This window comes from Sphingorhabdus sp., from assembly GCF_044239045.1.
In the GTDB taxonomy this organism is placed as follows: domain Bacteria; phylum Pseudomonadota; class Alphaproteobacteria; order Sphingomonadales; family Sphingomonadaceae; genus Sphingorhabdus_B.
In genome coordinates, this window is sequence record NZ_JBIICD010000017.1 from 1 (window position 1) to 14,268 (window position 14,268).

Genomic DNA, 14,268 nt, shown 5'->3' on the forward strand with positions numbered 1-14,268 from the left:
TCGCCTTATAGTCACGGACGAATTCAACGCGGCCCGAAATCTTCGCAATGATTGCGTTGTCCTTCGGAATACGTGCTTCGAACAATTCGGCAACGCGTGGCAGACCACCGGTGATGTCGCGGGTCTTTGCAGATTCACGGGTCACACGGGCGATAACATCACCTGCCTGAACCATGGCACCGTCTTCAACCGAAAGCATCGTACCAACGCCGAGCAGGTAACGCGCAGCTTCACCGCTATCGTCATCCAGCAAGGTAATGCGTGGGCGAAGGTCTTCCTTCTTAGTACGGCTACCGGCACGATCTTCAATAACGACGCGCTGGGCGATACCCGTTGCTTCGTCGGTTTGCTCGGTCAGCGTCTTGCCGTCGATCAGATCCTGATATTTTATAATACCCGATTTTTCGGTGATGATCGGCATGGTGAATGGATCCCATTCAGCCAGACGGTCACCGACATTGACGTCCGCACCATCCGCGAATGCCAACGTCGCACCATAAGGCAGACGGTGAATTTCCATCTCGCGGCCGTCCTTGTCGACGATGATCAGTTCACCGTTACGGGCCATTGCCAGACGCTTCTTACGCTTATCGATAATGCTTGGCAGGTCGCGATACATCACCTTACCTGATGCTGTGGCATCAAGGTTGGACTGCTCGTTCAACTGCGCTGCACCACCAATGTGGAACGTACGCATGGTCAACTGTGTACCAGGCTCACCGATTGACTGTGCAGCGATAACGCCGACAGCTTCACCGATGTTGACGGGCGTGCCGCGTGCAAGGTCACGGCCATAGCATGTACCGCATACGCCGACCTTGGATTCGCAAACCAGTGGTGAACGGATCTTCAGCCCTTGAATGCCGGTTTCCTCCATCGCGACAACCATTGGCTCATCAAGCAAGGTTCCGGATGGGATCAACACCTTGCCATCAAGGCCGATAATGTCTTCTGCCGTGGTGCGGCCAAGAACACGTTCACCCAGCGAAGCGATGGTCGAACCACCCTGAACGATCGAACGCATTTCCAGAGCACGCTGTGTACCACAATCGACTTCAACGATGGTGCAATCTTGCGATACGTCTACCAGACGGCGTGTCAGATATCCTGAGTTAGCCGTCTTCAATGCCGTATCGGCCAGACCCTTACGGGCACCGTGGGTCGAGTTGAAATACTCGAGAACGGTCAGACCTTCCTTAAAGTTCGAGATGATCGGCGTTTCAATGATCTCGCCCGAAGGCTTGGCCATCAGACCGCGCATACCAGCAAGCTGCTTCATCTGCGCTGGCGAACCACGCGCACCGGAGTGGCTCATCATGTACACAGAGTTGACTGGCAATTCGCGGCCATGCTCGTCGGTTGGCGATGCCTTCAGCTTGTCCATCATGGCGTTGGCGACCTTGTCACCGCATGTGGACCAGGCGTCGATCACCTTGTTGTACTTTTCCTGCTGCGTGATCAGACCATCCTGATATTGCTGCTCGAAATCGGCTACAATTGCCTTGGTTTCAGCAACCATTTCGGTTTTTTCTTCCGGAATGATCATGTCGTCCTTACCGAACGAAATACCGGCCTTGAACGCATATTTGAAGCCAAGCGACATGATGGCGTCGGCGAACAATACCGTGTCTTTCTGACCCGTGTGACGATAAACCTGATCGATAACGTCGCCGATTTCCTTCTTGGTGAGAAGGCGGTTGACGGTTTCGAATGGCACGCGGTGGCTCTTTGGCAGCGTTTCTGCGAGCAACATACGGCCAGGTGTGGTGTCAAAGCGAACCATACGCTCAACACCATCTTCGCCAGTCTGTGGCACGCGGGCGATGATCTTGGAGTGGAGCGTGACCGCACCAACTTCAAGCGCCTGATGCACTTCGGCCATGTCGGACAGCATCATGCCTTCGCCTGGCTCGCCGCGACGATCCATAGAGAGATAATATAGACCCAAGACCATGTCCTGCGAAGGAACGATGATTGGCTTACCATTTGCAGGCGACAGGATGTTGTTTGTCGACATCATCAAAACGCGTGCTTCCAATTGCGCCTCAAGGCTCAATGGAACGTGGACAGCCATCTGGTCACCATCAAAGTCAGCGTTAAATGCCGAGCAGACCAATGGGTGAAGCTGGATAGCCTTGCCTTCAATCAGGACAGGCTCGAACGCCTGAATGCCCAAACGGTGAAGCGTTGGCGCACGGTTCAGCAACACAGGGTGCTCGCGGATAACCTCATCGAGGATGTCCCAAACTTCCTTACGTTCCTTTTCGACCCACTTCTTGGCTTGTTTCAGGGTCATCGAAAGACCCTTCGCATCCAGACGCGAGTAGATGAATGGCTTGAACAGTTCGAGCGCCATCTTCTTGGGCAGGCCGCATTGATGCAGTTTCAATTCAGGACCGGTCACAATAACCGAACGACCCGAATAATCGACGCGCTTACCCAAAAGGTTCTGGCGGAAGCGGCCTTGCTTGCCCTTGAGCATGTCGGACAGCGACTTCAGCGGACGCTTGTTGGCGCCAGTAATCGTACGACCGCGACGGCCATTGTCGAACAACGCGTCGACAGCTTCCTGCAGCATGCGCTTTTCGTTGCGGACGATGATGTCTGGCGCCCGCAGTTCGATCAGGCGCTTCAAACGGTTGTTACGGTTGATCACGCGGCGATAGAGATCGTTCAGATCGGATGTTGCAAAACGACCACCATCCAGCGGCACCAATGGGCGCAATTCTGGTGGAATGACCGGAATCACATCCAAGATCATCCACTCTGGCTTGTTACCGGAATCGATGAAGCTTTCGACGACCTTCAAACGCTTGATGATCTTCTTCGGCTTGAGTTCGGACTTGGTAACAGCAAGCTCGTCGAGCAAGTCAGTACGCTCTTGCTCAAGGTCGAGGTCCATCAACATGGTCTTGACGGCTTCTGCACCAATGCTGGCAGTGAAAGCGTCTTCGCCATATTCGTCCTGCGCGTCGAGCAATTCGTCTTCACTCAGCAACTGGAACTTCTCCAACGCGGTCAAGCCAGGCTCAGTCACGATGTAGTTTTCGAAATACAGTACGCGCTCAAGCTGCTTCAACTGCATGTCGAGCAACAAGCCAATGCGCGATGGCAGTGACTTCAGGAACCAGATATGCGCAACAGGGGCAGCGAGCTCGATATGGCCCATACGCTCGCGGCGTACCTTGGTAACGGTGACTTCAACGCCGCACTTTTCGCAGACGACGCCCTTATACTTCATGCGCTTATATTTACCGCAAAGGCACTCATAGTCCTTCACGGGTCCGAAGATACGCGCGCAGAAAAGACCGTCACGCTCTGGCTTGAACGTACGATAGTTGATGGTTTCCGGCTTTTTGATTTCACCAAAAGACCAGCTGCGGATTTTTTCCGGCGATGCGATCCCGATCTGGATCTGGTCAAATGTTTCGACCTTGGCGATGGGATTGTTGAATTTGCTCAGTTCGTTCATAATCTTTTCCTCATTGGGCTTTTGCCCATGAAAACCTAAGGGCAGGGGCAGGGGGCGGACCTAAGTCCGCCCAGCTCTGCTTTATTCCGCTGCCTCGGCAAAGCCCTCGTCACCTTCGATCAAGTCATGCGCTTTCAGGTCAACATTCAGACCCAATGACCGCATTTCCTTAACCAGAACGTTGAAGCTTTCGGGGATACCGGCTTCAAAGCTGTCGTCACCCTTGACGATCGCTTCGTAAACCTTGGTACGACCGATCACGTCATCGGATTTGACCGTGAGCATTTCCTGCAAGGTGTAAGCGGCGCCATAAGCTTGCAGCGCCCAGCATTCCATTTCTCCGAAACGCTGACCACCGAACTGCGCCTTACCACCCAAAGGCTGCTGCGTAACAAGGCTGTAAGGTCCGATAGAACGGGCGTGGATCTTGTCATCAACAAGGTGATGCAGTTTCAACATATAGATGATGCCGACAGTAACCTTACGGTCGAACTTGTCGCCCGTGCGGCCGTCGAACAGGTCGGACTGACCCGAGCCATCAAGCCCAGCAAGCTGAAGCATATTGGTGACGTCGGCTTCACGTGCGCCGTCGAACACTGGCGTACCCATTGGGACACCGGTGATGACATTGCCAGCAAGCTCAATAATGTCGGCGTCGCTGCGGTTTTTAATTTCGTCCGCATATTCTTCGCCATAAGCTTTCGCGAGACGTTCACGCACTACCGCTGGCGGTGCTGCTGCTTCGGGGTTCGGGTTTGCGTGGCGCCACTCTTCAAGAGCCTCACCAATTTGCATCCCTAGACCACGCGCGGCCCAGCCAAGATGGGTTTCGAAAATCTGACCCACGTTCATACGTGATGGCACACCCAATGGGTTAAGCACGATGTCAACGGGCGTACCGTCGGCAAGGAACGGCATGTCTTCTTGCGGAAGGATCCGCGAGATAACACCCTTGTTCCCGTGGCGTCCGGCCATCTTGTCGCCCGGTTGCAGCTTACGCTTCACGGCGACGAAGACCTTAACCATCTTGAGTACGCCAGGCGCCAGCTCATCGCCACGCTCTAGCTTCTCACGACGATCTTCGAACTTCTCGACGATCAACTTGACGGCGTCGTCATACTGCACCTTGACCGCTTCAAGGTCACCTTGGACCTTGTCGTCGGCAACGGCGATTTTCCACCATTCATGACGCTCGACTTCGCTGAGATTTTCCTCAGTGATCTTGTCGCCCTTCTTGATGCCCTTTGGTGCTGCTGCTGCAGTCTGGCCAATAAGCATGTCTTTCAGGCGGTTGTAGGTCGCGCGGTTCAAAATCGAACGTTCGTCCTCACGGTCCTTTGCAAGACGTTCGATTTCTTCACGTTCAATCGCCATGGCACGTTCGTCTTTGTCGATACCGTGACGGTTAAAGACGCGGACTTCAACGACGGTACCTGCAACACCTGGCGAGAGGCGCAGCGAGGTGTCGCGCACGTCGCTCGCCTTTTCACCGAAGATGGCGCGCAGCAGCTTTTCTTCTGGCGTCATCGGGCTTTCGCCCTTTGGCGTGATTTTACCGACGAGAATGTCACCAGGGTGAACTTCCGCGCCGATGTAAACAATGCCAGCTTCATCGAGGCTGCGAAGCGCTTCTTCACCTACGTTTGGAATATCACGGGTGATGTCTTCTGGTCCAAGCTTGGTATCGCGGGCCATCACTTCGAATTCTTCGATATGGACCGATGTAAACACATCGTCCTTGACGATACGTTCGGAGATCAGGATCGAATCTTCGTAGTTATACCCGTTCCAAGGCATAAACGCGACGAGGCTATTCTTGCCCAATGCGAGTTCGCCCAGTTCGGTCGAAGGGCCGTCGGCGATGATGTCGCCAGCTTCGATCACGTCACCAACCTTCACCAATGGCTTTTGGTTGATGCAGGTGTTCTGGTTCGAACGCTGGAACTTTTGCAGCGTGTAGATGTCAACGCCCGACTTACCGGGTTCAACGTCGCCAGTCACTCGGACAACGATACGGGTCGCATCGACTTGGTCGACAATACCTGTGCGGCGGGCCGCGATAGCAGCGCCGGAGTCACGTGCAACGGTCTCTTCCATGCCGGTGCCGACAAACGGTGCTTCTGCACGCAGCAGAGGCACAGCCTGACGTTGCATGTTCGATCCCATCAAGGCGCGGTTCGCGTCATCGTTTTCCAAGAAAGGAATGAGCGATGCTGCAACTGAAACCAGCTGCTTTGGCGAAACGTCCATCAAGGTGATCTGATCACGCGGTGCCATTAGGAATTCGCCGGCTTCACGCGACGAAATCAGGTCTTCGGCAAAGCTGCCATCGGCATTCAATTCGGCGTTCGCCTGCGCGATGGTGTTCTTTTGCTCTTCCATAGCGGAGAGATACACCACGTCGTCGGTGACCTTATTGTCCACAACCTTGCGATAAGGCGTTTCGATAAAGCCATATTTGTTCACGCGGCTAAAGCTGGCGAGCGAGTTGATCAGACCGATGTTCGGGCCTTCCGGCGTTTCAATCGGGCAGATACGGCCATAATGTGTTGGGTGAACGTCGCGGACTTCAAAGCCAGCACGCTCGCGGGTCAAGCCACCTGGTCCAAGTGCCGAAACACGGCGCTTGTGGGTGACTTCCGAAAGCGGGTTGGTCTGATCCATAAACTGCGACAATTGCGACGAACCAAAAAATTCACGCACCGCAGCTACCGCTGGCTTTGCGTTGATCAGGTCGTTTGGCATCACAGTTGATACATCAACCGAGCTCATACGTTCTTTCACGGCGCGCTCCATACGGAGCAGACCGACGCGATACTGGTTTTCCAGCAATTCGCCGACCGAACGGACACGGCGGTTGCCGAGGTTATCGATATCGTCGATTTCGCCCTTACCGTCCTTCAGGTTCACCAATTCCTTGACCACAGCAAGGATATCTTCCGTCCGCAAGGTGGTGAGCGTATCTTCGGCGTCCAGGTTCAAACGCATGTTCAGCTTCACGCGGCCAACCGCGCTGAGGTCATAGCGGTCGGCGTCAAAGAACAGGCCAGCGAACAAGGCTTCTGCTGTTTCGCGCGTTGGTGGCTCGCCAGGACGCATGACGCGGTAAATGGCGTCGAGCGCCATGTCGCGGTTTTCGGCCTTATCTGCCTTCAGCGTGTTGCGCATCCAGGCGCCAGTGATGACATGGTCAATGTCGAGCAGCTCAAGGCTGTCGATGCCTGCCTTGTCCAAAGCTTCGAGGTTTTCGGCGGTGATTTCATCACCAGCCTCGACATAGATGCGGCCCGTTTTCTCGTCGATCAAATCATACGCGGAATAACGGCCAAAGATTTCTTCCGTGGGGATCAGCAGGTTGGTCAAGCCATCCTTTACAGCCTTATTGGCCGCGCGAGGAGTGATCTTTGTACCTGCTGGGAATACAACTTCGCCGGTCTTGGCATCGACAATGTCAAACATCGGTTTTGATGCGCGCCATTGTTCCGCGTTGAACGGGATTTTCCATCCACCCTTGCCACGTTCAAATGTCACGCGGTCATAGAAATGGCCCAAAATTTCTTCGTCATTTAGGCCCAGCGCATAGAGCAGAGTCGTGACCGGCAATTTGCGCTTACGGTCGATACGAACGTTGACGATGTCTTTCGCATCAAATTCAAAATCGAGCCACGAACCACGGTATGGAATGACGCGCGCTGCAAACAGATATTTGCCGCTGCTGTGCGTTTTGCCGCGGTCATGGTCGAACAAGACGCCCGGCGAACGGTGCATCTGCGATACGATAACGCGCTCTGTACCGTTGATGAAGAAAGTGCCGTTATGCGTCATGAGCGGCATGTCGCCCATATACACGTCCTGCTCCTTAATATCGAGGACCGAACGCGCTTCGGTGTCAGGGTCAACCTCAAACACGATGAGGCGCAATGTCACCTTCATCTGTGCTGCATAGGTGATTCCGCGCTGACGGCATTCTTCTACGTCAAATTTCGGATCTTCGAGTTCGTAATGCACGAAGTCGAGTTCCGAGGTGCCGGCAAAATCCTTAACCGGAAAGACGCTGCGCAGCGTCTTTTCAAGGCCGGATACATAGCCAATCGAAGGGTCAGAACGCAGGAACTGTTCATAGCTCTCGCGCTGAACCTCAATGAGGTTGGGCATGTCGATAACTTCATGGATGTTACCGAAGATTTTGCGGATACGCTTTTGACGCGACAGGGTCGCAGGAGCGGGACGGGATGCCATAAGGTGCTTTGCCTCAGTTAGAAATGTCAGTCGCGACGTGCCATTCCACAGACAAGAAAAGGCCGCATAGCAATGGCCCGAAGAATCGGGTCCTGCCGTGCAGCCGTTTCGCGTATGTGAAAATCCATATCCATCAATGCGTTAGCCAAGTTGCGCGACGACGAGGCCATTCCCGATGGGCTGGATGTTGAGGGCCGTATAGGCCGCGCTTTCCCAAGGGTCAAGCCTGACCTGCGCCCGTAACGCGGTGACCAACACGCGAAAAGTCACACCCAGATTTTACCTAAATCGCTGTGCCGATGCATGTGCAGGCGGCTGTCCTGGATGTGCCGATCATCCATAATGGTCACTTCCCCACAAACCACCCTCATTGCACATAACCCCCTACCGCCTTTCCGCCATGCTTGATGGCGCGGGGCGGCCCTGCTAGGGGCTGCTGCATGACCGAACTCTCGCTTATTCGCAACTTCAGCATAATAGCCCACATCGACCATGGGAAATCCACCCTGGCGGACCGGCTTATTCAGCAGACGGGCGGGCTAACTGCGCGTGAAATGACGAGCCAAGTCCTTGATAATATGGACATTGAGAAAGAGCGCGGCATCACGATCAAGGCGCAGACCGTCCGCCTAGATTACACCGCGAACGACGGTGTTACATATCAGCTCAACCTGATGGACACTCCCGGCCATGTCGACTTCGCTTATGAAGTCAGCCGCAGCCTCGCCGCCTGCGAAGGCGCGCTTCTGGTTGTGGACGCGGCGCAAGGGGTGGAGGCGCAAACGCTCGCCAACGTCTATCAATCGATTGAGCATGACCATGAAATCGTGCCTGTCATCAACAAGATCGATCTGCCCGCCGCCGAAGTCGACAAGGTCAAGGCCGAGATTGAGGACATTATCGGCCTACCCGCCGACGACGCCGTTTTGACCAGCGCCAAATCGGGCATCGGCATTGGCGAGGTGCTCGAGGCCGTCGTCACCCGCATCCCGCCGCCAAAGGGTGACCGCAACGCCCCGTTGAAGGCCATGTTGGTCGATAGCTGGTATGACCCGTATTTGGGCGTGGTCATCCTGATCCGCGTCATTGATGGCGTGATCAAAAAGGGCCAAGAAATTCAGTTCATGGCCGCGGGCACAAAGCATTTGGTCGACCGCGTCGGCTGTATGCGGCCCAAGCTGGAGATATTGCCCGAAATCGCCGCGGGCGAAGTTGGCATCATCACCGCGCAGATTAAGGAAGTTGCGCAAACCCGCGTCGGCGACACCATTACCGATGCGAAGCGCCCCGCCGCTGAACCGCTCCCCGGCTTTAAGGAAGTTCAGCCCGTCGTGTTCTGCGGCCTGTTCCCGACCGACGCCGCGGACTTTGAAAAATTGCGCGAAAGCATCAGCAAGCTGCGCCTCAACGACGCATCGTTCAGCTTCGAAACCGAAAGCAGCGCCGCCTTGGGCTTTGGCTTCCGTTGTGGTTTCCTTGGGCTGCTCCATTTGGAGATCATACAGGAGCGCCTGACTCGCGAATTTGACCTAGACCTTATCACCACCGCGCCGTCGGTGGTCTATAAATTGAAGCTCAGCCGCAGCAAGACCGAGGATGCGCGGGAGATGGAGCTGCACAACCCCGCCGACATGCCCGACGTCAACCGCATTGACGAAATTCAGGAACCATGGATCCAAGCGACGATTTACTGCCCCGATGAATATCTCGGTTCCATCCTGAAACTCTGCCAAGACCGGCGCGGCGTGCAAAAGCAGCTGACCTATGTCGGTGGCCGCGCGCAGATCGTCTACGAATTGCCGCTGAACGAGGTGGTGTTCGACTTTTACGATCGGCTGAAGAGCATCAGCCGTGGCTATGCCTCGTTCGATTATCACCAAATCGGCCACCGCGAAGGCGACCTTGTGAAGATGAGCATCATGGTCAATGGCGACCCGGTCGATGCGTTGAGCATGATTGTCCACCGCGGCACCGCAGAATCGCGCGGCCGCGGCATGTGCGAACGGCTAAAAGACCTGATCCCGCGCCATTTGTTCAAAATCCCCGTGCAAGCGGCCATCGGCGGCAAAGTCATCGCCCGCGAAACCATCGCCGCGATGCGCAAGGACGTGACCGCGAAATGCTATGGCGGCGACATCAGCCGCAAGAAAAAGCTGCTGGAAAAGCAGAAAAAGGGCAAGGCTAGAATGAGAGAATATGGGAATGTGTCTATTCCTCAAGAAGCTTTCATCGCAGCTCTACGCATGGGCGAGGAATAGATATTCTCTCATGCGGATGCGGGGGGCCGTTAGGCGACCAGCGGTCAATATGGCAATGTGAGCATTCCGCAGGAAGCGTTTATTGCAGCGTTGCGGATGGGGGAGGAGTAAGCTTTCCCGCCTCCATCACCGCGGCCACGCATAAACCCCAATTCTCTGACTGACAGCGCGCGCTTGGTCTGCTACGCGCCGCTCCATGCTTAATCTGAACGGTATCACCGTGCGCCTTGGCGGACGCACTATCCTTGACCGCGCCACGGCGGCCTTGCCCTCTTATAGCCGCATTGGCCTGATCGGGCGGAATGGCGCGGGTAAATCGACATTGATGAAGGTGATGATTGGCTCGCTGGAGGCCGATGATGGCGCGCTGGAAATGCCCAAGGGCACGCGCATCGGCTATATCGCGCAAGAGGCACCTGCGGGGGATTCCACGCCGTTTGACACAGTGTTGGCGGCGGATACCGAGCGCGCGGCGTTGATGATTGAAAGCGAGCAAGAGGGGCTGGACCCCGACCGCATGGCCGAAGTGCATGAACGGCTGATCGCGATTGATGCCTATACTGCGCCTGCGCGGGCTTCGCGGATTTTGGTCGGCCTTGGCTTTGACGAAGATATGCAGGGGCGGCCGCTTGATAGCTTCTCCGGTGGTTGGAAAATGCGCGTGGCGCTGGCGTCCTTATTATTTTCGCAGCCGGATTTGCTGTTGCTCGATGAGCCGTCGAACCATTTGGATTTGGAAGCGACCTTGTGGCTGGAAAATTTCCTCAAGGGTTACCCTGCGATGATGGTGGTGATCAGCCATGAACGCGATTTGCTGAACAATGTTGTCGACCATATCCTGCATCTCGATAATGGTCAGGTGACGCTCTATTCCGGCGGTTATGACTCGTTTGAGCGCCAACGTGCCGAGCGCGCCGCGCAATTGGCGGCGGCCAAGGCAAGCCAAGACGCGCAACGCGCCAAGCTGCAGGATTATGTCGCGCGCAACTCGGCGCGTGCGTCGACCGCGAAACAGGCGCAGTCCAGAGCTAAGGCGCTGGCGCGGATGCAGCCGATTGCGGCAATGGCCGAAGATCCGACATTAAGCTTTGACTTTCCAAGCCCAGATGAATTGAAACCGCCCTTGGTGACACTCGATCTGGCGAGTGTCGGCTATACCGAAGGCAACCCGATATTGCAGCGGTTGAACCTGCGGATTGACCCTGATGACCGGATCGCTTTGCTGGGCCGGAATGGCAATGGCAAGACGACTTTGGCGCGTTTGCTCGCGGCGCAATTGACGCCGATGGATGGGCAGATGAGTTCCTCGGGCAAGATGCGCGTCGGTTACTTCACGCAATATCAGGTCGAAGAATTGGACGGCGACGATACTCCGCTGGAGCATATGACGCAGCAGATGAAGGGCGCGAGCCCCGGCGCGGTGCGGGCGCAATTGGGGCGGTTCGGCTTTTCCGGCGCAAAGGCGACGACTAAGGTCGGTAAGCTTTCGGGCGGTGAACGCGCGCGGCTGGCGCTGGCGCTGATTACCCGTGATGCGCCGCATATGCTCATCCTCGACGAACCGACGAACCATTTGGACGTCGATGCGCGTGAGGCGCTGGTGCAGGCGTTGAATGAATATGACGGCACTGTCGTTCTGGTCAGCCATGACCGCCATATGCTGGAGCTGACGGCGGACCGGCTGGTGCTTGTCGATAATGGGACGGCGACCGAGTTTTCGGGCACGATTGAGGACTATACCGATTTCATCCTGGGCAAGGGGCCAGCGAAGGAGAAACTGTCCAAGGCCGACCGCAAGGAAGATAAGAAAGCAGCCGCAGCATCGCGTGAGGCGCTGGCGAAGCTCAAGCGCGATGTGAGCGATGCCGAGGCGGACCTTGCCAAGCTTGAGGTCGTGTTAAGCGCGATCGACCGCGCGATGTTTGACCCGGCGTCGGCGGCGAATGAATATAAGAACCTGACGATGGGCGAACTGTCGCAATGCCGCGGCAAGATTGTGGCGGCGCAAGAGGCGGCAGAAGCGAAATGGGTTGCGGCAAGCGAGGCGCTAGAAAAGGGCTGAGATTGCCCTTTCCGTGACCCCATCGCCTTAATCGGGATGGGTAAGGCGGAATTAAGCGGACATCGCAAGCGGCTCTTTCGCGGCGTTCATCGCATGCGCATCGGCCTGCAAAGTATAGCCAAAGCCGTATAAAGCATTCAAGCTGATGCCTGATGCTGGGGCCAGTTTCAGGTTCTTGCGCAGCCTTGCGACGTGCGTATCAATGGTCCGCGATTGATAGTAGACGACCTTGCCCCACAATGTGGCCGCGAGATATTGGCGCGACAATAATCGGTTCGGGTTGGTGAAAAACAACATCGCCATATCAAATTCCCGCTTCGGCAAGATGATGACTTCGTCGTTGAAACACACCGTCGATGTCGATGGACGCAACAGATATGGACCTAACACCACCGATTCCGGCCTGGTGCGCACATCGCCATTATAACGGCGCAAAACTGACTTGATACGCAGGGATAGTATTTCTGGGTCAACGGGCTTTGACACAAAATCGTCAGCACCTGCCTCTAGTCCGCGAATGATGTCGCGGCGATCGTTGCGCGCGGTGAGCATGATCGATGGCATATCAGGGTGGAATTTCCGGACATATTCGAGCACTTCAATGCCGGTTAGATCCGGAATGGACCAGTCGACGATCAAGAGATCGCATTCTTTTTGGCGCACGTCAGTCAGGAATTTTTGCGCTGAGCTATAGCTTTTCACGGTGTAACCCAAGCTGACCAAAAACTCTTCGAGCTCTGTTGCAAATAAAGTGTCGTCCTCGACGACGGCGATATCATAGCTGTTCACAATTTGACCTTTGCTGGACCGGACCCACGCAACGGGTTTATGTGATTCATTTACATTTGTAACAATTTTTATGTGAACAAATGTAAATGAATTTTCACGGTTGAAACAATTTAGACACTTTTGGCATTGTCGTTTTTTTATTGTCGCTATCGTCAGTTTTCGGCGGTTTGGCGGGCTGTTTTGGTTTAGGCTTTGCCTCTAATGCTTTCGCCTTTGGGTGAATGTGCTCGTGGTGGCGCGTGATGGCGCGAGCGACATTTTGCATCAAACCGTTTGTTACTTCTCTACCAGCACGCGTTTCTGCAATCATCACTGCCACAGGATATACGCATCCGTCTGGCGCTCTCATGACGCCAACATCGTTGATGGCCGTCGATATTGATTCCAGCACCTGCCCAGTTCCTGTTTTATGCGCGAGGCGCCACCCTGGGGCGAGACCAGACCGCAAACGGGAGCGCCCTGTATAGGTCCCAGCCATCAACTTCAGCAATTTGGCGCCCGGATCATTGGCATCACGTTCGCTAAAACGTTTCAGTACCAAAGCGATTGTACCCGGTGCCGCGCCATCGAGCGGCGTTTCGATATAGGCGTCCAGTGCGGACTTCCTTTTCGACATTGGGATCCTTGAACGCTGCGCCTTGAATGCGTTGCCTTTGCGGTATTCCGCTTGCCATTCCAGACCTGCAATGGCGCTTTGCAGAAGGACCTCGCCGGGTCCAAAACGAATGGATTGCACTTTGCGGCGCTCAAGCATTTGGTTGATCGCTTGCGGGCCGCCCGCAACGCGCAAAAGGACATTATTGGCGAGATTGTCGCTGGCATTGATAGAATGCGCGAGCAGTTCACGTAACGACATATCGAAGGAGTCCCGCCCGTCGAGATAATTTTTTAGCGGCTGGCTGAAGACAACAATGTCATCGCGGCTGACGCGAATGCGTTTATCCAACGAAAATTTGCCCGCTGCTTCTTGTTCTAAGATTGTCAACGCGACCCACATTTTGGAGACGCTTTGTTGCGGAAAGCGCTCGGTCTGGCGCTTACCGATGATTTCCTCGGAAAAGGGTGTGTAGATCGCGATGCCTGCACGACCGGGGAATTTCTTCCAATACCCATCAATGTCCGTTTTTAGCTTTTCATCGGCAGCCGCAATCATGTCCGCCTTATTTTTCGCTTCGTTGGCATGCGCCGGCGCCGTGGCCGCATATGCGGTGATACCAAGCGCCGCAGCGTATGTGAGGGTAGAGGCGAATATGTTGAATAAGTTGCGCATGATCCGACTTTTGTGTGTGCAGGGACTGCCGACTTTGCGCGTGCCCCAACAGACATTTAGACGCCGTAGGTGCAGTACCCAAATCCGGCAGGAGGATGCCATTTGCGGACATCCTTCATCCGATTTGAAATGCCGCAGCGCTGTTTTACCCTTATAAGCCTGGCTCAACATTGCTCCG

Annotated in this window: 7 protein-coding genes; 2 read left to right on the forward strand and 5 right to left on the reverse strand. The window is 55.2% G+C overall.

Annotated features, from left to right (window positions below; translation table 11 throughout):
- The 3 genes from rpoC to ACILP4_RS07860 form a co-directional block, all read right to left on the reverse strand.
- Positions 1 to 3,472, reverse strand: a 3,472-nt coding sequence (gene rpoC / locus ACILP4_RS07850) for a DNA-directed RNA polymerase subunit beta' (protein WP_395620181.1), incomplete at its 3' end; no start/stop codon positions are given.
- A gap of 81 nt (positions 3,473 to 3,553) precedes the next feature.
- Positions 3,554 to 7,711, reverse strand: coding sequence for a DNA-directed RNA polymerase subunit beta (gene rpoB / locus ACILP4_RS07855; RefSeq protein ID WP_395620182.1), 4,158 nt, complete (start codon positions 7,709 to 7,711; stop codon positions 3,554 to 3,556).
- Between the two features lie 141 nt (positions 7,712 to 7,852).
- Positions 7,853 to 7,981, reverse strand: a complete 129-nt coding sequence (locus ACILP4_RS07860; RefSeq protein ID WP_395620183.1) for a hypothetical protein — start codon at positions 7,979 to 7,981, stop codon at positions 7,853 to 7,855.
- Between the two features lie 170 nt (positions 7,982 to 8,151).
- Between ACILP4_RS07860 and lepA the strand changes: the two genes are divergently transcribed.
- Together lepA and abc-f are read left to right on the forward strand one after the other, a co-directional pair.
- Entirely contained in the window at positions 8,152 to 9,969 is a 1,818-nt protein-coding gene (gene lepA, locus ACILP4_RS07865) for a translation elongation factor 4 (RefSeq protein ID WP_395620184.1), read from the forward strand.
- 196 nt (positions 9,970 to 10,165) lie between these two features.
- Positions 10,166 to 12,031 carry a ribosomal protection-like ABC-F family protein gene (gene abc-f / locus ACILP4_RS07870; protein ID WP_395620185.1) on the forward strand — a complete coding sequence of 622 codons (1,866 nt, stop codon included), beginning with the start codon at positions 10,166 to 10,168 and terminating at the stop codon, positions 12,029 to 12,031.
- 51 nt (positions 12,032 to 12,082) lie between these two features.
- Here the strand turns inward: abc-f and ACILP4_RS07875 are convergent, their stop codons facing one another.
- Both ACILP4_RS07875 and ACILP4_RS07880 read right to left on the reverse strand, forming a co-directional pair.
- On the reverse strand, positions 12,083 to 12,820 hold the full coding sequence (locus ACILP4_RS07875) for a response regulator transcription factor (protein WP_395620186.1): 738 nt from the start codon (positions 12,818 to 12,820) through the stop codon (positions 12,083 to 12,085).
- Between the two features lie 94 nt (positions 12,821 to 12,914).
- The gene (locus ACILP4_RS07880) at positions 12,915 to 14,090 is read right to left on the reverse strand and encodes a serine hydrolase (RefSeq protein WP_395620187.1); all 1,176 of its coding nucleotides are present in this window, start codon (positions 14,088 to 14,090) and stop codon (positions 12,915 to 12,917) included.
- Positions 14,091 to 14,268 lie beyond the last annotated feature (178 nt).

Coding starts and splice junctions, on each gene's coding strand:
- lepA (WP_395620184.1), top strand. CDS start 8,152: ATGACCGAACTCTCGCTTATTCGCAACTTCAGCATAATAGCCCACATC.
- rpoB (WP_395620182.1), bottom strand. CDS start 7,711: ATGGCATCCCGTCCCGCTCCTGCGACCCTGTCGCGTCAAAAGCGTATC.
- abc-f (WP_395620185.1), top strand. CDS start 10,166: ATGCTTAATCTGAACGGTATCACCGTGCGCCTTGGCGGACGCACTATC.
- ACILP4_RS07880 (WP_395620187.1), bottom strand. CDS start 14,090: ATGCGCAACTTATTCAACATATTCGCCTCTACCCTCACATACGCTGCG.